Raw genomic sequence first — 18,939 nt, 5'->3', positions numbered from 1 at the left:
CTCCTCAATGCCCCACCGCGCCAGGAACCCAGACATGCTCAAAGCCGCCATTGCCCTGATGCTGATCGCGACCGTCGCGAGCCTGTTCAGTGGCTTGTTCTTCCTGGTCAAGGACGAGGGCAACTCCAACCGCCTCGTCACCGCCCTGACCGTGCGTGTGGTACTGGCCGTGATCACCGTGGCGTTGATCGCCTGGGGCTTTTTCAGCGGCCAGTTGGTGTCCCATGCGCCGTGGTAAGACGCGTCACAGCACGTAGACGAAGAAAAACAGGCCGATCCACACCACATCCACAAAATGCCAATACCAACTGGCCGCCTCAAAACCGAACTGGTGCTCGGCATTGAAGTGCCCCTTGAGGATGCGCATCAGCATCACGAACAAAATGATCGTGCCGATGGTCACGTGGGCGCCATGAAAGCCTGTGAGCATGAAGAAGGTCGCGCCGTACACGCCAGAGCCGAGGGTCAGGCCCAGCTCTTTATAGGCATGCATGTACTCCTCGGCCTGGAAGCCCAGGAATGCCCAACCCAGCAGCACGGTGATCGCCAGCCAGATTTTCAACGCGCCACGGTGCCCCTTGCGCAACGCATGGTGCGCCAGGGTGATGGTCACGCTGGAACTGACCAGCAGGATCGTGTTGACCAACGGCAAGCCCCACGGGCTGATCGTGCCTTCCGGCGGCGGGTACAGTTTCGGGTCAGGGTTGTTGAGCAGCGGCCAGGTAAATTCGAAGTTCGGCCACAGCATGTGCGCGATGCCCTTGTGGCCTTCGCCGCCCAGCCACGGGCCGGACATATGCCGCACGTAGAACAGCGCACCGAAGAAGGCGATAAAGAACATCACCTCGGAAAAGATGAACCAAGTCATGCCCCAGCGGAACGAGCGGTCCATCTGTGGGCTGTACAAACCGGCGCGGCTTTCCTTGATCACCGCGCCAAACCAACCGAACAGCATGTAGGCCAGCAACAGGCCGCCGACGAAGAAAATCCACGGGCCGTGGGATTCCGGGCGCGCCGCCTTCAGGTCGTTGAACCACACGGCCAGGCCGTACACCGTGATCAACATGCCAAACGTAGCAATTATTGGCCATTTGCTTTGCGCTGGTACGTAGTACGTATCATGAGACGACATGTATTCGCTCTCCTGATTGAGGGGGCAAACAGTAGCTAGCCCCCGGTGTGGACAGCCACCGGCGGTTGGCGCGCAGTGATATCGAACAGCGTGTACGCCAGGGTCAAATGCTTCACATCCTTGGGCATGTCGCGATCGACAATAAAACGCACCGGCATTTCGATGCGCTGGCCTGGCTGCAGCACTTGCTGGGTGAAACAAAAACACTCGGTCTTGTGGAAATACATCGCCGCTTCCGCCGGGGAAATACTCGGTACGGCCTGGGCGGTCATGGGTTTATCGGTAGGGTTGTAGGCCACAAACAGCATCTCGGTGACCGCACCGGGATTGACCACCACCTCATCGGCCTTGGAATGGAACTCCCAGACCATGTCGATGGCATTGGTGGACAGGAACTGCACGCGCACTTGACGCGTGGGATCCACCACCTGCTCACCCTCGTACTGCCCGGCGGTCTTGCCGTTGATACCGAAGGCTTTGCACATCACGTCGTAGATCGGCACCAGGGCAAAGCCGAAGGCGAACATGGCCACCACCAGGATCAGCAGGCGGGTGACCAGCCGCCTGATCGGCACCGATTCAGCCATCACACACCCCCTCGCTGTTGATTTTCTGTGGGAGCTGGCTTGCCTGCGATGGCGGTGTCCCAGCGACCATTTCCGGCAACTGACACACCGCTATCGCTGGCAAGCCAGCTCCTACAAGGGATTTGTACAGAGGTGTTCATTTGACCTCCGGCGGCGTGGTGAAGGTGTGGTACGGCGCCGGCGAAGGAATGCTCCATTCCAGCCCTTCAGCCCCATCCCACGGCTTGGCCGGCGCAGGCGGGCCGCCACGGATGCACTTAATCACGATGAACAGGAAGAAGATCTGCGTAGCGCCGAACATGAACGCGCCAATCGACGAAACCATGTTGAAGTCGGCGAACTGCAGGTTGTAGTCCGGCACCCGGCGCGGCATACCGGCCAGCCCCACGAAATGCATCGGGAAGAACGCCAGGTTCATGCCCACGAAGGACAGCCAGAAGTGCAGCTTGCCCAGGGTTTCGTCGTACATGTGGCCGGTCCATTTCGGCAGCCAGTAGTACGCCGAGGCGAAGATGCCAAAGATCGCGCCAGGCACCAGTACGTAATGGAAGTGCGCCACCACAAAGTAGGTGTCGTGGTACTGGAAGTCGGCGGGCGCAATCGCCAGCATCAGCCCGGAGAAGCCGCCGATGGTGAACAAAATCACGAAGGCTACGGCAAACAGCATCGGCGTCTCGAAGGTCAGCGAGCCTTGCCACATGGTGCTGACCCAGTTGAACACCTTCACCCCCGTGGGCACGGCGATCAGCAGGGTGGCGTACATGAAGAACAGCTCGCCCACCAGCGGGATGCCGACCACAAACATGTGGTGCGCCCACACGATGAACGACAGGAACGCGATGCTCGCCGTGGCGTAGACCATCGAGGTGTAGCCGAACAGCGGCTTGCGCGAGAAGGTCGGGATGATCGAGCTGACGGCACCGAACGCCGGCAGGATCATGATGTACACCTCCGGGTGACCGAAGAACCAGAACACGTGCTGGAACAGCACAGGGTCACCGCCACCGGCCGCGCTGAAGAAACTGGTGCCGAAATGGATGTCCATCAGCATCATGGTCACGCAGCCCGCCAGCACCGGCATCACCGCGATCAACAGGAAGGCGGTGATCAGCCAGGTCCACACGAACAGCGGCATTTTCATCAACGTCATGCCGGGCGCACGCAGGTTGAGGATGGTGGCGACCACGTTGATCGCCCCCATGATCGAACTGATGCCCATCAGGTGGATGGCGAAAATAAAGAACGTCACGCTTTCCGGTGCATAGGTGGTGGAGAGCGGGGCATAGAAGGTCCAGCCGAAATTCGGCCCGCCCCCGGGGGTGAACAGGGTCGACACCAGTAGCAGGAACGCGGCCGGCAACAGCCAGAAGCTGAAGTTGTTCATGCGCGGCAGAGCCATGTCCGGCGCGCCGATCATCAGCGGGATCATCCAGTTGGCCAGGCCGACGAACGCCGGCATTACTGCACCGAACACCATGATCAAACCGTGCATGGTGGTCATCTGGTTGAAAAACGCCGGTTGCACGATCTGCAGGCCCGGCTGGAACAGTTCGGCACGAATCACCATGGCGAACGAGCCGCCGAGCAGGAACATGGTGAAGGCGAACCACAGGTACATCGTGCCGATGTCTTTATGGTTGGTGGTCAGCACCCAGCGCATCAATCCTTTGGCGGGGCCGTGGGCATGGTCGGCATGACCATGGTCGATCACAGTGCTCATGGCCGTTCTCCTGCAAGCGAGTGGGCGGGGCGGTTCAGGGCATACGCAGTGAGGGCTGTCATTTGCTTTGCGCCTGTTTCAGAGCCAGCACGTCTTTGGGCGTGACCATGTCGCCTTTGTTGTTGCCCCAGGCGTTGCGTTCGTAGGTCACCACGGCGGCGATATCCACTTCCGAAAGCTGCTTGCCAAACGCCGCCATGGCGGTGCCGGGCTTGCCGAAATAGACACGGTGCAGGTGGTCTTCCTTAGGCCCAATGGCGATTGGCGAGCCCTTGAGCGCCGGGAACATCGGCGGCAGGCCCTGGCCTTCGGCCTGGTGACAGGCCACGCAGGTGGTGTGGTAGACCTTGTCGCCACGGGCCACCAGTTCGTCTAGCGTCCACTCTTTGGAGGTCAGCTCCTTGAGCTTGGCGGCTTCTTCCTTACGCTCGCCGAGCCAGGTGTCGTAGTCGGCCTTGGACTTGACCTCGACCACGATGGGCATGAAGCCGTGGTCCTTGCCGCACAGCTCGGCGCACTGGCCCCGGTAGATGCCGGGCTTCTCGATACGGGTCCAGGCCTCGTTGACAAAACCGGGGATGGCATCGCGCTTGACCGCAAAGGCCGGCACCCACCAGGAGTGGATCACGTCGGCCGCCGTCACCAGGAAGCGCACCTTGGCGCCCACCGGAAGCACCAGCGGCTGGTCGACTTCGAGCAAATAGTGCTCGCCCTTGGTGGCCTGGTTGTGGATCTGTTCGGCGGGCGTGGCCAGGTTGCTGAAGAACTCCACGTCCTGGCCCAGGTATTTGTAGTGCCACTTCCACTGATAGCCGGTGACCTGGATATCGATATCCGACTCACTGCTGTCGTAGATGTTGATCAGGGTCTTGGTCGCCGGAATAGCCATGGCCACCAGGATCAGCAGGGGCACCACGGTCCAGAGGATTTCCACGGTCGTGCTCTCGTGGAACTTGGCGGCCACCTGGCCCGTAGACCGACGGTGCAGGATCATCGACCAGAACATCGCGCCAAACACGACAATGCCGATTACCACACAGATCCAGAAAATGGTCATGTGCAGGTCAAACACGGCGTGACTGACTTCAGTAGCCCCTGGCGCCATATTCGTTGTCCAGGCGGCTTGCGCCTGGCCGAATACTGACCACAACAGTAGGCCCATCCAAACGTGTGGATGTCGCGTCATTGCGGGTTCCCCTTTATGTTTCTTGTTATCCCGCCGGTTTGCACCTGCGGCGAAGGGAGCGGCTTCCATACTGCTTACAACCGCCTTGCCTTGCCTGCTTCATGCAGTTGGGCGTCATCAGCTAATTGCGTACAAATCCGAGTATAGACACGCCCTGCAACCCCGCAATGTGTAGGGGAAAATGAGTAAAAACAGACGGCCGGAGCCAATAAAACCGGGAGCGGAATCGTTTATCCGACGAACGATGGCAATTCGATATAACGGAGGCGCATAACCATGAAATAATTATGACAAATGCGTCTGAGGCGCTCGTATAAACGAGCTACCTTATCCTCTCCCTTTTCCTACGCCTGCATCACTGGAGCTTTCATGAACACCGCCGCATTGCGCGAGCAGATTTCCCGTGCCCATCAACACGAAGCCAGCACTGGCCAGCTTGCCCAGCAACTGGAAAAACAATTGCCGCACCTGCACTCGGCCATCTCCCTGGCTGACGGTGATCGCAACATTGTCATGACCCGCTTTGTCACCGCCTACATCGACCTCGTCCCCGACCTGCTGGACGCCGCCAATGACGTGGCCCGCGAAGCCGGCATCGAAAGCCAGATCAAGCCGGTACTGAAAATCGCCGAGCATTTCTTCCTGCAGCCGCCTGCGATCCTGGCCGGCCACGAAGGGCTCGACGGCCTGTTGGACGAGGCCTACCTGGCCCATCGCCTGGTGGAAGAGGTCAACGACCTGTACATCAAGCATTTCGGCCAGCCGTTGATTCCGGCGGATACCACGGTTGCCAACCTGATCGCGCACCAATTGATTGGCGAGCAGTTTGCCAACCAGCTGGATGAAGCGGTGCACTTGGCCGTGGATGAAATGTTGAACGAAGACAGCTTTGCACTGGAGTCGGTTGAAGCGTACCGCGAGACCCTCAAGAGCCCGGATACGGAAGCAGCGTGGAAGCGTTGGCCGTGCCTGTCGCGCCAGCTAGGGGTTGAGTTGGCGCTGGATCAACCGGCTTAATTTTCCGGGCCGCAAACGATCAACTGTGGGAGCTGGTTTGCCCTAATGCCAGTCAGTTAAGCGCAACACGACCTCTGTAGTGAGCGGGCTTGTCGAATCGTCGCACCGCCCGCGCTGGGTGGCGCAGCCGCCCTAATCCGGTCGCCGCGCTCTTCCAGACAGAACTCAGTTGTCTGGTTTCGGGGCCGCTTCGCAGCCCAGCGCGGGACAAGCCCGCTCACTACAAGAGCCTGGCCACCCTTTGGTTCCTTAACTAACTGGCAAGCCAGCGCCTACAGGGTGGGTTGTGGTGTCAGGCGGGCGCGGAGCCCAGGCCTGCCGTCGTCCGCTCACGGCCTTCCAGCCGTCGCTTCAAGCCGCGCGCCTCGATCACCAGCGTCGAGCCTTTCGCCGCATTCGCCCGTCCCCATTCCTCCAGCAACTCCAGGCAGGAGTGGTCGATGTAACTCAGGTTGCTCAGTGGCACATGCACGGTAGTCCCCGCAGGCACCGTCGCCAGCACTTGAGTCAACGCCGGCACTTTCAGAAAGGTCGCCGCACCGACCAACCGCAATTCCATCTCGCCTTCCTGGGGCAGGTCGATCAAGCTGACTTTCAGCCGCGAAGCCTTGAGGGCCAACGTGACCAACGTCAACCCGAAGCCGATCAATACACCTGTCAGCAAGTCGGTAAAGACGATCGCCAGTGCCGTCGCCGAATAGGTCAGCATCGGCATCCGCCCATATCGCCCCAGCGCCTTGAATGCCTTGAGGTCAACCAACTTGATCCCGGTGTACACCAGCACGCCCGCCAGGCTCGCCACCGGAATGCTCTGCAGCACACTCGACAGCAACAGCACGAACGCCAGCAGCCACAGGCCGTGGAACATCGCCGACAGACGCGTCGTCGCCCCGGCTTGCACGTTGGCCGAACTGCGCACGATCACCCCCGTCATCGGCAAGGCGCCGACCAGGCCACACAGCATATTGCCTACACCTTGAGCGGATAATTCTTTGTCGAAATCAGAACGCTGGCCGCTGTGCATGCGGTCAACCGCAGCGGCGGACAGCAGGGTTTCGGCACTGGCGATAAACGCGACAGCAAAGGCGGCGATCAGCAGTTGTGGGTCGGCCAGATTCAGCAAGTCACTGGGACGCAGCCAGTCGATGGCGTCCGCAAGGTTTTCCGGAACCTCCACGCGCTTGACCTGCAAGGCCAGCACCAGGCTTGCCACCGTGGTCAGACCAACACCCAACAAAGCGCCCGGTACAAAACGCAGGCTCTGCGGGCGTAATTTATCCCACAGGTACATCACCAACATCGTCGACAAGCCGAGCAGCCCCGCTTGCCAGCCAAGGCCACCACCCAGGGTGGGAATGGCTTCAGCCAGAGCCGCCGGGAACCCGGCCAGGTTGTCCAACCCCGAAGGCTTGGGCGCGCCATCGAGCATCACGTGGACCTGTGACAGCACGATCAGCACACCGATCCCCGCCAGCATGCCGTACACCACAGCGGGTGCCGTGACCCGGAACCAGCAGCCCAGGCGCAAGCGCCCGGCAACCAATTGCAGGAAACCCGCCAGCAACAGGATCGGCCCCAGCATCAGCATGCCGTGCTGACGCACCAGCTCGAACACCAGCACCGCCAACCCGGCAGCCGGGCCGCTGACCTGCAGGGGCGACCCCGCCAGCCAACCCACCACCAGGCCACCGATGATCCCGGTAATCAGGCCTTTGGCCGGCGGCATGCCGGACGCAATCGCAATACCCATGCACAAGGGCAGGGCGACCAAAAACACCACCACAGAGGCGAGCAGCTCCCGCGGCAGTACAGCTTTCAATTGAGCAGCACGCATGATGACTCTCCCGAGGCATTCGCCGGGCGTGGCAACGCCTGGCTGCTCTAATGGCAGCCATCGCGTTACCCGGCAAGGAAGTGTTTTAGAAGCGCGCTTTAGGCGTCGCGCATGGGATCGGCCCGTCGCCGCTCAACGAGCGGAAGGCCGACTGGTCGGCGTCGTAGGCGCGGATCTCACTGGTCTCGATGTTGTAGATCCAGCCGTGGATAAACAATTGACCATTGGCCATGCGCGAAGCCACGGAAGGGTGGGTGCGCAGATGTTGCAGCTGGGCGATGACGTTTTCTTCAGTCAGCACCTTCATGCTCTCGCCTTCGTTGGCACAGTCGCAGTTGTCCTCAACCATCGACTTGGCGACCTCGGCATGGCGCAGCCAGGCCCTGACCGTCGGCATCTTCTCCAGACTGGCAGGGTTGAGCACCGCACGCATGGCACCGCAGTCGGAATGCCCGCACACGATGATGTGCTGCACGCCCAAGGCCAGTACCGCGTACTCGATGGCGGTGGAAACACCACCGTTCATCTGCCCGTAGGGCGGCACCACGTTGCCGACGTTACGGGTTACGAACAGATCGCCTGGAGAGCTTTGGGTAATCAGCTCAGGGACGATGCGCGAGTCGGCGCAGGTGATGAACATCGCCCGCGGGCTCTGGGCCGTGGCGAGTTTCTTGAACAGTTCTTCCTGCTGGGGGAAGACGTCGTGATGGAAATGCAAAAAGCCGTCAACAATATGCTTCAGCGCTGCATCGGCGGTTTCAGACACCTGAGGGGCTGATGCCGACGCAGCCAACGGCTGTTTATCCTTGTCACTCATGATTCATCCTCTTGATTAAGGCGGGGGAATATTCAGGCCAGTTCGACGCCGGCTCAGGGCAATAGTTGTGAAATGCCACAGAGCAGGCTTCCGACCCATCAGTCACTCGCTGAACAAGGTAACCATCTAAACTTAATTCAAACTGAACAAACCGCTCTAGGTCGCAGGTTTCAGTGATATCAATGTGCGACCATTCCTACATAAGAACGCTCTTATCCTGACTAGTCTACCTATAACAATGCCATCTGCCTGCCCGGTGGGCAGAACGCTGTGCAATCCAGATTAAACCCCTCCCGACGATTGAGCCCCAGGCGTTTGATCGCCTTGCTGAAGCGCTGGGCCAGCAAATCGGCAAACGGCCCCTCGCCACGCATGCGCACGCCAAAGCGGCTGTCGTACACCTCGCCACCCCGCACTTGCCGCACCAGGCTCATCACATGGGCCGCTCGCTGCGGGTAATGCGCCGCCAGCCATTCCTCGAACAGCGGCGCCACCTCAAGGGGCAGGCGCAGCATCATGTAGGCTGCACTTTGAGCACCGGCTGCGTGGGCTTCCGTGAGCAGGCTTTCGAGCTCGCTGTCGTTGATCATGGGGATCATCGGCGAACACAGCACCCCCACCGGGATACCCGCCTCACGCATCACCCGGATCGCCCGCAACCGCGCCTTGGGCGCCGCCGTGCGCGGCTCCAGGATGCGCTTGAGTTCGTCATCCAGGCTGGTGAGGCTGATCATCACCGCCACCAGTCGCTGCTTGGCCAGCTCAGTGAGCAAATCAAGGTCGCGCAGGATCAGCGAGCCCTTGGTGATGATCGTCACCGGATGCCGGTAGCGCAGCAGCACTTCAAGGGTTTGACGGGTGATCCTGTATTCGCGCTCGATGGGCTGGTACGGGTCGGTATTGGAGCCCAGGTTGATCGGCGCACACATATAGCCCGGTTTCGACAACTGCTGCTCCAACACATCGGCGGCGTTGCTCTTGGCAATCAACTTGGTCTCGAAGTCCAGCCCGGGGGACATGTCCCAATAGGCATGGCTGGGCCGCGCGTAGCAGTAGATACAGCCATGCTCGCAACCTCGGTAAGGGTTGATTGAGCGATCAAACGGCAGGTCCGGCGAGTTGTTGCGGGTGATGATGGTCTTGGCCGTTTCAATGCGCACTTCAGTGCCCTGGGTGGGTGGCACTTCCTGGTACCAGCCGTCGTCCTCGACCACGCTGACGGTGGGCGCGAAGCGGTTGTGCAGGTTGGTGGCAGTGCCCCGGCCACGGGGCGGCAACGGAGTAGACATGAAAACGCCTCGATACTGTTTTTATATACAGTATCGAGGCGCAAGGGTTCTGACCAGTGCCGTTTGGCGGTCAGGTACGCGTCAGTGTTTTTGCGTCACTTGGCCCAGGTCATCGCCCGAGGTGGTGCGCATATCATTCTTGCGCAGGTCCGCCACGTCACTGGCCTTCACAGGCGTGCCCTTGTTACCCCAACTGCCACGCACGAAACTGACCACATCCGCCACTTCCTGGTCCGACAGGCGCCACGCAAACGCGGGCATGGTGAAGGTAGACGGCGCCGTGTGGGTGGCCGGCAAGGTGCCGCCGTTCAACACGATATTGATCAAGGACGTCGCATCCGCCGTCTGCAACACGGGGTTGCCCGCCAGCGCCGGGAATACACGCGTGTAGCCGTGGCCGTCGGTGCGGTGGCAAGCCGCGCAGTTGTCGATATACACCGAGGCGCCCGGTTTGCTGTCATCGCCTTTCCACAGCGCGTCAGCCACCTGCTTGTCGTACAGGTGCGGCTGATCTTTCGGATCCACCGCCGGCAGGCTCTTGAGGTAACGGGCGATAGCGGTCAGGTCATTTTCCGACATGTACTGCATGCTGTGGACCACCACATCGCTCATGCCGCCGAACACCGCGCTGCGGTCACTGCGACCGGTCTTGAGGAATTGCACCAGTTGCTCCTCGCTCCAACTGCCGAGGCCGTCCTTATGGTCACCGCGCAGGCTTTTGGCGATCCAGCCTTCCAGCGGCGCACTGCCGGACAAGAATGCATTGCCGTCAGTGGCGCTCAGGGCTTTTTCCTGCATCGTCAGGGCACGCGGCGTATGGCACGCGCCGCAGTGGCCCAGGCCTTCCACCAGGTACGCACCGCGGCTGATCACCGGGTCGGCAGCCGCCTGTGGTTGCACCTCTGCAACCGTCGGCGCGAACATCCAGCGCCATGCTGCCAACGGCCAGCGCATGCTCAGGGGCCAAGGAATATCGCTGTCCTTGTTCTCTTGGGCAACCGGTTCCACACCCTTCATGAAGTACGCATACAACGCCTGCATATCGCTGTCGCTGACGCGTGCGTAAGACGGGTAGGGCATCGCCGGGTAAAGCGTACTACCGCTCTTGGCGACGCCATGGCGCACGGCCTTGTCGAAGTCCTCGAAGCTGTAGTCGCCCAGGCCGGTCTTGTCCGGGGTGATGTTGGTGGAATAGATCACGCCGATGGGCGTTTCCATCGGCAGGCCACCGGCGAAGGGTTTACCGCCCTTGGCGGTGTGGCAGGCCACGCAGTCGCCGGCGCGGGCCAGGTATTCGCCCTGCTTGATCAGGTCGGTGTCAGCCGCACTGACGGAACAGCTGCTGAAGAGCGCCAGGGAGGCGATAACGAATGCTTTCATGGTCATCGCTCCTTATGCCTGAACCAGTGGGCCGGGGTTTTTCAGGTACTGCTCGCGGATCGCCCGCGCCGACCAATAGGCCAGCGCCGCCACCAAGCCGGTCGGGTTGTAGCCCAGGCCTTGTGGGAAAGCGGACGCGCCCGGGACAAACACGTTGTGCACATCCCAGCACTGCAGGTAGCGGTTCAACGCGCTGGTTTTCGGGTCGGTGCCCATGATCGCGCCGCCATTGAGGTGGGTGGTCTGGTACGAGGCGGTGTTGAAGTGCTCACCGACTTTCTTGCCCAGCAGCGCGATGGCCTTGGGGTTCATCGCCTGCGCGACCTTGCCCATTTTCTCGACCATGAAGCGGTTCATCTTGATGTCGTTTTCCTGCCAGTCGAACGTCATCCGCAACAACGGCAGGCCGTAGGCATCGCGGTACACCGGGTCCAGGTCCAGGTAGTTGCCCCGGTAGGATTGATGGGCACCGTGGGCGTCCATCGACACCTGGTGGGTGTAGTAATCGGCGGTAGCGCGCTTCCAGGCACTGCCCCAGGCCGGGGTGCCAGGTGGGTTGGAGGTGCCGGCAATCGGCCGACTGCCCGCCTGGTTGACCCACATCGGCGAGCCGCCTACGAAGCCATGCGGCCCGTGGTCGAAGTTGTCGGCGTTGAAGTCGTCGATGGCCACGCCATTACCACCCGCACCGATGAAGTTGTTGGTGTGGGTGTCCTTGTCGAAGAACGCCTTGATGGTCGCCATGTTCTGGTAGGCGAAATTTCTGCCCACCACGCCTTCATTGGTGATCGGGTCGTAAGGTTTGCCGATACCCGACAGCAGCATCAACCGCACGTTGTTGAACTGGAAAGACCCGAGGATCACCAGGTCGGCCGGCTGCTCGCACTCACGACCCTGGCCGTCGATGTAGGTCACGCCGGTGGCCTTGCTCTTGGTGCTGTCGAGGTTGACCTTGAGCACGTGGGAATTGGGCCGCAGCTCGAAGTTCGGCACCTGGCGCAGGGCCGGCAGGATGTTCACGTTCGGCGAAGCCTTGGAGTACATGTAGCAGACGTAGCCGCTGCAGAACCCGCAGAAATTGCACGGGCCCATCTGCGCGCCGTAGGGGTTGGTGTATGGCCCCGACGTATTGGCGGACGGCAGGTTGTAAGGCTTGTAACCGACCTCGGTAGCGGCCTTCTGAAACAGCTGTGCAGAGACGGTGTTTTTCTGCGACTCCAATGGGAACGGGTTCGAGCGGTCCGGCGCATACGGGTTACCGCCACGGCCTTCACCCACCAACTGCCCCTTGACCGTCCACGCCTGGCCCGAGGTGCCGAACACCTTCTCGGCGTAGTCGAAAAACGGCTCCAGCTCTTCATAGCTGACGCCGAAGTCCTGGATGGTCATGTCCTTGGGAATGAAGTTTTTACCGTAGCGCTCTTCGTAATGGCTGCGCATGCGCAGCTCAATCGGGTCGACACGAAAGTGCACGCCCGACCAATGCAAACCTGCGCCACCCACGCCATTGCCCGGCAGGAATGCGCCCAACTGACGGTTGGGCAGAGCGACGTCATTCACACTATGGCGAATGGTCACCGTCTCCTTGGAGATGTCCTGGAAGAGTTTTTTACGCACGCTGTAGGTCAGCTCGTCGATGACCTGGGGATAGTTGCCGTCCGGGTAAGTGTCCTGCATCGGGCCGCGCTCCAGCGCCACCACGTTAAGGCCTGCTTCCGTCAGCTCCTTGGCCATGATCGCGCCGGTCCAGCCGAAGCCCACGATCACCGCATCCACTTTCTTCATGATGGTCGCCACGTTTACGCCCTCTCGCCGCGAATGGAAACAGCCGGGAAGGGGTATTGCTCGTTGCGTTCAACCCAGTCCATGAAGTCGGCGCGGGCGCCGGGGAAACCAATCATGGTCCAGCCGACCATGCCTTTGTTGCCGCCGTGGATCGGGTCGCAGAAGAACCCTTCCTTGGTGTTTTGCAGCAACAGGTTGAAGAACATTTTCGGAGGTACTGCTGCGAAATGCGCGCTGACCTCACTGCCGCCAGCCTCCAAACGACGCAACATATCGTCTCGGGTAGCGCTGTCTTGCGCAGCAAAAGCTTTCCCGTTGAACGCCTTCGACCACGCATCCGTGGCGGCGATACCCAGGCGATAAATTTCCTTGGGTACCAATTTGGACTGCCACCCCATCTCTGGCGGGGCGTCGGCGTTGAACGGGCCTTGCATGAACCACAGTGCGCCACTGGCGTAAGGCGTGTTCATCTGGCGGTCGATGTATTCCGGCGCGCCGGCTTCCAGCGCACCCGGGCCCTGCTCATCCGCGGGAATCAACTGCGCAACAGCAGCGTTGATGAAGGCCCACTCTTCGGCCGTGAAGTAGGTCGGTTCGTAGGGCTTGTCGCTGGCGGCCGACGGGGCGGGAGCAGCCTGGGCCGGCTCGGGCGTGGCCATCAGCATCGAGCCACCCAGGCCCGTGCTGGCAACCGTGACCACCGGGATCAAGGTCAAGGATTTGCGCAAAAAGTCACGCCGGGGGTTGTCTTGATCTTGATCAGACATAGAGGCACCTCATCATGAAGTCACGGGTTGATCAGCCGCTTCTGGGAGCAGCGTGAAGGTTTGCCAAGGCATGGGATCCAAGGGGATAGAACACACTGGCAATCAATAGTTACAAATGATAGCAGGCTAAGCATCGAGGGAATCGATTCAGCTGCAAAAACAGCGGATCAGATGCGCCGGTTCACGATCCTTTGACGCACACCTCACACCCCATTCACCCCCTCAAGACCACTCTGGGCCCCATTACCACTCCCTTATCGGGTCACGTCACGCATGTTCACTCTTCGATTGTTACCGGCCCTCAGCCTGGCGCTCCTTGCGATGTTTATCGGCGCCCCTGCCCAGGCCGACGATGCCACGTCTATCCGACCACCCGAGTGGGCTCAGCCAGTAGGCGACCAATTCAATCTGCATCAGATGACGCCCACGCTGTATCGCAGTGCCTTGCCAGACAGCAATGCGCTGCCCGTGTTGGACCAACTGAAAATCGGCACGGTGATCAACTTCTTGCCGGAGTCTGATTCGGCGTGGCTGAAGTCATCTGATATCAAACAGGTACAGTTGTCTTATCGCACCAACCATGTCGATGATTCCGACGTGCTCGCGGCGCTTAGGGCGATTCAGGAAGCCGAAGCCAACGGCCCGGTGTTGATGCATTGCAAACATGGCTCTGACCGCACCGGCCTGATGGCGGCGATGTACCGCGTGGTGGTGCAAGGCTGGAGCAAAGAAGATGCGCTGAACGAGATGACCCAAGGCGGCTTCGGCAGCAGCAACGGCTTCAAGGACGGTGTTCGCTACATGATGAAAGCGGATGTCGCCAAGTTACGCACGGCACTGCAGAACGGAGAGTGCAGCACCAGCGCCTTTGCCCTGTGTTCAATGAAAAGCTGGATGAACACGGCCAATTCCGACACCTGACTTCAGGGCGCGCGCCCCGAGGGTTCCTCTGAAAACAACCGCACCGACTCAAGCAATGAACGAGAGTGGCCGGGAGCGAGCACCTGCTCGCGAAACGCCCGACCCGTCGCGGCATTGAAAACACCTTCGCGCTCAAACCTTTTGAAGGCTCTGCGCGCCAGCACCTCAGACCATTGGTAGGCGTAATACCCACCTTCATATCCCGATACCAAATGGCTGAAGCTGTTGGCATAACGCACAGTGTCCAGCGACGGCAGGTGACCGACTTCACGGTTGGCGCTCGCAAATACGTGTTCAATGGTACGTCCATCGTCCTGTGAGCCGTGTACTTCGATATCAAATAATGCAAGCGTCAACGACTCTGCCTGCTCCCAGGAAGACTGGGTATCGGTATACAGGGCTTGTTGCCGAGCCATCGCCATGGGCAAAGACGCCCCCGTTTTGAAATGGCTGGAAAGCCATGCGAGACAATCCGGCGAGTCACACCAGCGTTCGAAGAACTGGCCGAAAAATTCCGCGCTGTCGATACCTGAGTCATCAGTACCCATTTTGGTGCGGTAACCGATGCCCACCAATAGTTGCTGCAAGCAATGACCGAACTCATGAAAAAGGATCTTGAGTTGCCGATGCCCGAGCAAACACGTCTCATCGGGGGTACCTTCAAACTGAGTGAACAGCACAGCCATCGGTTGCACCCTGCGACTTTCAGCCGTGGTCCAGCGGTTTCTCAACGATATTGCGTAGGGGTAACCCCCGTCATTTTGCCGATACGGCACAAAAAAGATCTGCCCCAGCACTTCACCATGTTCTGTTATCTGAAAGAGACGGATCCCGGAAGCCCAAGCATCGAAGCCATAAAGCTCGCTGATTTCGATACCAAACAGTTGCTTTACGAGCGCAAATAGCTGAGACAAGGTGTTCTCGAGAGGAAAATAGACGCGCAGATCATCTTCGGAAACCCCGCAGGTTCTTTGCCGGATGATTTGCGCCAGGAACGTGAAATCCCAGGGCTGCAGGCCTGTCAGTCCAAGCTCATGCCCCAACGCCTCAAGCACCTGTTTGTCATGTGCAAAGACTGTGCGTGATGACGCAATTTGGTCACGAATAAAATCCAGGACTTGATCCCGGGTCTCCAACATTTGCAGCTCGAGTGCCAATTCAACAAAATTGGCGTAACCCAATAGCATGGCTTTCTGATGACGGCTGACCCTCAGCATTTGCAACAAGGGGCCATTGTCGAACTGCCCAGCGTGCGGGCCCAGATCAGAAGCACGCGTGTTGTAGGCAACGAAAATCTCCTCTCGCAATGTTCGATCCTGCGCGTAAGCCATGCATTCCCGGTAATTCTCGTCATTCAGGGTAATGAGCCAACCCTGCACGTTAGCCGCTCGCGCCTTTTGCGCCATCCGTGCCTTGAGGGTCGGGGTGAGTCCCTGCAATCGCGATTCATCGGTGATGTGTTTGCGCCACGCGTTGTTAGCCTGTTCCAGTCGGGTCAGGAACAATTGCTGGAGACCGGCAATTTTATGGTCGAGCATCACCCGTTTTTTCTGCATAGCCGGTTCCAGCTCAATGCCGGCCAGCCGAAATTTTTTCAGCGTGCGCTTCAGCAAACTCTGGCGGGACGCATCAAACAGCGCCGCAGATGAACTCGCGGCCAACGCTTTGTAGCAGTCGTACAGCCCTTGATTACCTGTCAGCTCTTGGGTGAACGCTGAAGCCCGAAAAGTGGCCAGCGCACTGGCCTCCAACCATCTTGGGTCGGTAGTGGTGCTGTCGAGGATGTAAATCACCGATAGCACCTCGTCAATGCGGGAGGTAACGGCTTCCATCGCCAACATCAAATCATCCCAGTTTGGGTGGTGTCGCTGGCTGGCAATGATACGGGCTACTTCGGTGCGACTGCTCAGCACAATCGCGTCGATGGCAGGCACAAGGTGCTCGGCACGGATGGCCGAGAAAGGCGGCAGGTGATAGTCCTGCAACAGAGGGTTGAGGTCCGGCATGGTGCTTCCTTGATAACCGCAAAAGGGGGGCAGCCATCCTGGAACACGCGTCAGAATTGAGGGGCGTAGATGCTTAATGCTCTTCGCCCTGAAACCTGTGTTTCAGGGCAAAAAACATCACATCAGTCAGTCCTTTTTCAGCTTCGGATTGGGGAAAAACTGCACCGCCTGCACCTTCGGGTCCGCTGGCGCTTTCAACGCCGACGTATTCACCCGCGTGCCCAATTCCTTGGGCACCGACAAGCCCTGGTCATTCAGCGTGTCGGTATAACCGCAGGCCACGCACTCACGGTGTGGCACGTTGTCTTCGGTCCACATCTTCAACTTGTCCGGCTCGCTGCACGCCGGGCAAACCGCCCCGGCGATAAATTGTTTCTTGGTAATCACAGGCCCTTCACTCATGCTGCCGCGTCCTCACTCAGGCCGCTGTGGCGCAAGAGTGCGTCAATCGACGGCGCGCGTCCGCGGAAATCGACGAACAGCACCATCGGCGCCTGGGAACCGCCACGGGCCAGGATCGCCTCGCGGAAGGCGCGACCGGTCTCGGCATTGAGCACGCCGTCTTCTTCGAACTTGGAGAAGGCATCGGCCGACAGCACTTCGGCCCATTTGTAGCTGTAGTACCCCGCCGCGTAACCGCCCGCGAAGATATGCGCAAAGCTGTTGGGAAAGCGGTTGTAGGCGGGCGGACGCATCACCGACACCTCATCACGCACACCCTCCAATACCTGAGCAACACTGCGGCCGTCGCCGTGAGTGGCGTGCAGCTCGAAGTCGAAGAGCGAGAACTCCAGCTGGCGCACCATCATCAGGCCGGATTGGAAATTCTTGGCGGCGAGCATTTTTTGCAGCAGGTCTTGTGGCAGCGGTTCGCCACTTTCGTAGTGGCCGGAGATCAGCGCCAGGCCTTCCGGCTCCCAGCACCAGTTCTCCATGAACTGGCTCGGCAGCTCCACCGCATCCCAAGCCACCCCGTTGATACCGGAAACGCCGGCGTGTTCAACGCGGGTCAGCAGGTGATGCAGGCCGTGGCCGAACTCATGGAACAGCGTGGTCACTTCATCGTGGGTCAGCAGGGCAGGTTTGCCGCTGTCGGCAGGTGTGAAGTTGCACACCAGGTTGGCCACCGGGCTTTGCAGTACGCCGTCGATCGTGCGGCGACGGTCACGCGCGCCGTCCATCCACGCGCCACCACGCTTGTTGGCGCGGGCGTACAGGTCGAAGAAGAAGCGGCCCACGTGCTGGCCGTTTTCCTTGATTTCAAACAGGCGGACATCCGGGTGCCAGGTGTCGAAGCCTTTTTGCTCGGCGATTTCAATGCCGTACAGGCGTTGCACGATGGCGAACAGGCCGCTCAGTACTTTGTCGATGGGGAAGTAGGCGCGCAGGGCTTCCTGGGACACGCTGTAGCGCTGCTCGCGCAGTTTTTCGCCGTAGAAACCACTGTCCCAGCTTTGCAGGTCCGCGCAGCCTTGTTCGGCGGCGTAGGCCTTGAGCTGTTGCAGGTCCAGGGTGGCAAACGGCTTGCTGCGCTTGGCCAGGTCGCGCAGGAAACTCAGGACCTGGTCGCTGGACTCGGCCATCTTGGTGGCCAGGCTCAGTTCGGAGAAGGACGCGTAGCCCAGCAACTGAGCCAGTTCCTGGCGCAGGTCGAGGATCTGCTCCATAACCGGGCCGTTATCGTTCTGACCGGCATTCGGGCCTTGGTCCGACGCGCGGGTGCAATAGGCCGCGTAAACTTCCTCACGCAGCGCGCGGTCCTGGGCGTAGGTCATCACCGCGTAGTAGCTCGGGAACTCCAGGGTGATCAGCCAGCCGTCGAGGCCTTTGGCCTGGGCAGCGGCGGCCATCTGCGCCTTGGCCGAGTCGGTCAGGCCGGCGAGGGTGGCCTCATCGGTAACGTGTTTGGTCCAGGCCTGGGTGGCATCCAGCAACTGGTTGGAGAACTTGCTGCCCAGCTCGGACAGTTTGCTCTGCACTTCGGCGTAGCGTTTTTGCTGCTCGGGCGGCAAATCGATACCCGACAGGCGGAAGTCACGCAGGGAGTGTTCCAGGATAGTTTTCTGCGCCACGTCGAAACCCGCGGCTTCCGGGCTGTTGGCCAAGGCTTCGAAGGCCTGGAACAGCGCACGGTTCTGGCCCATCTCGGTGGAGTAGGCGCTCAAGGCCGGCAGGCAGCTTTCGTACGCTTCACGCAGTTCGGCGCTGTTGCACACGGCGTTGAGGTGGCTGACCGGGCTCCAGGCAGCGCCCAGGCGATCATTCAGTTCGTCCATGGCCAGCACCAGGCCAGCCCACGTAGGGTTTTGGCCCTGGCTTTGCAGGATGCCTTCGATGGCGACGCGGTTGTCGGCGAGGATCTGTTCGATGGCCGGCTGGACGTGCTCGGCACGGATCGCCGAGAACGGCGGCAGGTCGTAGGACTGCAAAAGTGGGTTGTTCGCGCTCACGGTGGGTACCTTGGCTGAAGAAACATGTAAGAACAAAGATGGGGCCAT

At 60.1% G+C, this 18,939-nt stretch carries 16 protein-coding genes; 3 read left to right on the top strand and 13 right to left on the bottom strand.

Going from position 1 to position 18,939, the window contains the following annotated elements; all coding sequences use genetic code 11:
- The first annotated feature begins 34 nt into the window (after positions 1-34).
- Positions 35-238 (top strand): twin transmembrane helix small protein, encoded by a 204-nt coding sequence (locus tag ACVWVP_RS03390; protein WP_176994627.1) that lies wholly within the window; start codon positions 35-37, stop codon positions 236-238.
- 6 nt (positions 239-244) lie between these two features.
- On the opposite strand, the gene ACVWVP_RS03385 is transcribed toward ACVWVP_RS03390, so the two are convergent.
- The 4 genes from ACVWVP_RS03385 to coxB form a co-directional block, all read right to left on the bottom strand.
- Positions 245-1,132, bottom strand: a complete 888-nt coding sequence (locus ACVWVP_RS03385; protein ID WP_176994626.1) for a cytochrome c oxidase subunit 3 — start codon at positions 1,130-1,132, stop codon at positions 245-247.
- A gap of 35 nt (positions 1,133-1,167) precedes the next feature.
- Positions 1,168-1,719 (bottom strand): cytochrome c oxidase assembly protein, encoded by a 552-nt coding sequence (locus ACVWVP_RS03380; protein WP_176994625.1) that lies wholly within the window; start codon positions 1,717-1,719, stop codon positions 1,168-1,170.
- A gap of 136 nt (positions 1,720-1,855) precedes the next feature.
- Positions 1,856-3,439, bottom strand: coding sequence for a cytochrome c oxidase subunit I (gene ctaD / locus ACVWVP_RS03375; RefSeq protein ID WP_178923941.1), 1,584 nt, complete (start codon positions 3,437-3,439; stop codon positions 1,856-1,858).
- A 58-nt stretch (positions 3,440-3,497) separates the two neighbouring features.
- Complete coding sequence (coxB, locus tag ACVWVP_RS03370; protein WP_178923942.1) at positions 3,498-4,625, bottom strand: cytochrome c oxidase subunit II; 1,128 nt, start codon at positions 4,623-4,625, stop codon at positions 3,498-3,500.
- Positions 4,626-4,994: 369 nt separating this feature from the next.
- Here coxB and ACVWVP_RS03365 point away from each other — a divergent pair, with 369 nt between their 5' ends.
- Positions 4,995-5,642: a hypothetical protein gene (locus ACVWVP_RS03365; protein ID WP_178923943.1), complete on the top strand. Its 648-nt coding sequence runs from the start codon at positions 4,995-4,997 to the stop codon at positions 5,640-5,642.
- Positions 5,643-5,934: 292 nt separating this feature from the next.
- Here ACVWVP_RS03365 and ACVWVP_RS03360 read toward each other — a convergent pair whose 3' ends face one another.
- The 6 genes from ACVWVP_RS03360 to ACVWVP_RS03335 all read right to left on the bottom strand — a co-directional run bounded on the left by ACVWVP_RS03360 (position 5,935) and on the right by ACVWVP_RS03335 (position 13,514).
- Positions 5,935-7,476, bottom strand: a complete 1,542-nt coding sequence (locus ACVWVP_RS03360) for a SulP family inorganic anion transporter (RefSeq protein ID WP_457404470.1) — start codon at positions 7,474-7,476, stop codon at positions 5,935-5,937.
- An 85-nt stretch (positions 7,477-7,561) separates the two neighbouring features.
- On the bottom strand, positions 7,562-8,293 hold the full coding sequence (locus tag ACVWVP_RS03355) for a carbonic anhydrase (protein WP_457404469.1): 732 nt from the start codon (positions 8,291-8,293) through the stop codon (positions 7,562-7,564).
- A 230-nt stretch (positions 8,294-8,523) separates the two neighbouring features.
- A complete protein-coding gene (locus ACVWVP_RS03350; RefSeq protein ID WP_178923946.1) occupies positions 8,524-9,582 on the bottom strand; it encodes a PA0069 family radical SAM protein in 1,059 nt (352 codons plus the stop codon).
- An 81-nt stretch (positions 9,583-9,663) separates the two neighbouring features.
- The gene (locus ACVWVP_RS03345; RefSeq protein ID WP_178923947.1) at positions 9,664-10,962 is read right to left on the bottom strand and encodes a cytochrome c; all 1,299 of its coding nucleotides are present in this window, start codon (positions 10,960-10,962) and stop codon (positions 9,664-9,666) included.
- Positions 10,963-10,974: 12 nt separating this feature from the next.
- On the bottom strand, positions 10,975-12,759 hold the full coding sequence (locus ACVWVP_RS03340; RefSeq protein WP_178923948.1) for a GMC family oxidoreductase: 1,785 nt from the start codon (positions 12,757-12,759) through the stop codon (positions 10,975-10,977).
- Between the two features lie 2 nt (positions 12,760-12,761).
- Positions 12,762-13,514 carry a gluconate 2-dehydrogenase subunit 3 family protein gene (locus tag ACVWVP_RS03335; protein ID WP_178923949.1) on the bottom strand — a complete coding sequence of 251 codons (753 nt, stop codon included), beginning with the start codon at positions 13,512-13,514 and terminating at the stop codon, positions 12,762-12,764.
- Positions 13,515-13,787: 273 nt separating this feature from the next.
- Between ACVWVP_RS03335 and ACVWVP_RS03330 the strand changes: the two genes are divergently transcribed.
- The gene (locus ACVWVP_RS03330) at positions 13,788-14,435 is read left to right on the top strand and encodes a dual specificity protein phosphatase family protein (protein WP_178923950.1); all 648 of its coding nucleotides are present in this window, start codon (positions 13,788-13,790) and stop codon (positions 14,433-14,435) included.
- A 2-nt stretch (positions 14,436-14,437) separates the two neighbouring features.
- Here ACVWVP_RS03330 and ACVWVP_RS03325 read toward each other — a convergent pair whose 3' ends face one another.
- The 3 genes from ACVWVP_RS03325 to prlC all read right to left on the bottom strand — a co-directional run bounded on the left by ACVWVP_RS03325 (position 14,438) and on the right by prlC (position 18,939).
- On the bottom strand, positions 14,438-16,441 hold the full coding sequence (locus ACVWVP_RS03325) for a M3 family metallopeptidase (protein WP_457404468.1): 2,004 nt from the start codon (positions 16,439-16,441) through the stop codon (positions 14,438-14,440).
- 126 nt (positions 16,442-16,567) lie between these two features.
- Positions 16,568-16,843, bottom strand: coding sequence for a YheV family putative zinc ribbon protein (locus ACVWVP_RS03320; protein WP_010207776.1), 276 nt, complete (start codon positions 16,841-16,843; stop codon positions 16,568-16,570).
- Positions 16,840-18,939, bottom strand: a complete 2,100-nt coding sequence (prlC, locus tag ACVWVP_RS03315; RefSeq protein ID WP_457404467.1) for an oligopeptidase A — start codon at positions 18,937-18,939, stop codon at positions 16,840-16,842. The genes ACVWVP_RS03320 and prlC overlap by 4 nt, the downstream gene beginning before the upstream one ends.

Source organism: Pseudomonas sp. TE24901 (assembly GCF_054058375.1).
The sequence above is the reverse complement of the archived record's forward strand: the minus strand, read 5'-3'. Positions and strand labels throughout refer to the sequence as shown.

Excerpts from the sequence above, each read along its gene's own strand:
- ACVWVP_RS03390 (WP_176994627.1), top strand. The coding sequence starts at position 35 with ATGCTCAAAGCCGCCATTGCCCTGATGCTGATCGCGACCGTCGCGAGC.
- ACVWVP_RS03385 (WP_176994626.1), bottom strand. The coding sequence starts at position 1,132 with ATGTCGTCTCATGATACGTACTACGTACCAGCGCAAAGCAAATGGCCA.
- ACVWVP_RS03380 (WP_176994625.1), bottom strand. The coding sequence starts at position 1,719 with ATGGCTGAATCGGTGCCGATCAGGCGGCTGGTCACCCGCCTGCTGATC.
- ctaD (WP_178923941.1), bottom strand. The coding sequence starts at position 3,439 with ATGAGCACTGTGATCGACCATGGTCATGCCGACCATGCCCACGGCCCC.
- coxB (WP_178923942.1), bottom strand. The coding sequence starts at position 4,625 with ATGACGCGACATCCACACGTTTGGATGGGCCTACTGTTGTGGTCAGTA.
- ACVWVP_RS03365 (WP_178923943.1), top strand. The coding sequence starts at position 4,995 with ATGAACACCGCCGCATTGCGCGAGCAGATTTCCCGTGCCCATCAACAC.
- ACVWVP_RS03360 (WP_457404470.1), bottom strand. The coding sequence starts at position 7,476 with ATGCGTGCTGCTCAATTGAAAGCTGTACTGCCGCGGGAGCTGCTCGCC.
- ACVWVP_RS03355 (WP_457404469.1), bottom strand. The coding sequence starts at position 8,293 with ATGAGTGACAAGGATAAACAGCCGTTGGCTGCGTCGGCATCAGCCCCT.
- ACVWVP_RS03350 (WP_178923946.1), bottom strand. The coding sequence starts at position 9,582 with ATGTCTACTCCGTTGCCGCCCCGTGGCCGGGGCACTGCCACCAACCTG.
- ACVWVP_RS03345 (WP_178923947.1), bottom strand. The coding sequence starts at position 10,962 with ATGAAAGCATTCGTTATCGCCTCCCTGGCGCTCTTCAGCAGCTGTTCC.
- ACVWVP_RS03335 (WP_178923949.1), bottom strand. The coding sequence starts at position 13,514 with ATGTCTGATCAAGATCAAGACAACCCCCGGCGTGACTTTTTGCGCAAA.
- ACVWVP_RS03330 (WP_178923950.1), top strand. The coding sequence starts at position 13,788 with ATGTTCACTCTTCGATTGTTACCGGCCCTCAGCCTGGCGCTCCTTGCG.
- ACVWVP_RS03325 (WP_457404468.1), bottom strand. The coding sequence starts at position 16,441 with ATGCCGGACCTCAACCCTCTGTTGCAGGACTATCACCTGCCGCCTTTC.
- ACVWVP_RS03320 (WP_010207776.1), bottom strand. The coding sequence starts at position 16,843 with ATGAGTGAAGGGCCTGTGATTACCAAGAAACAATTTATCGCCGGGGCG.
- prlC (WP_457404467.1), bottom strand. The coding sequence starts at position 18,939 with ATGGCCCCATCTTTGTTCTTACATGTTTCTTCAGCCAAGGTACCCACC.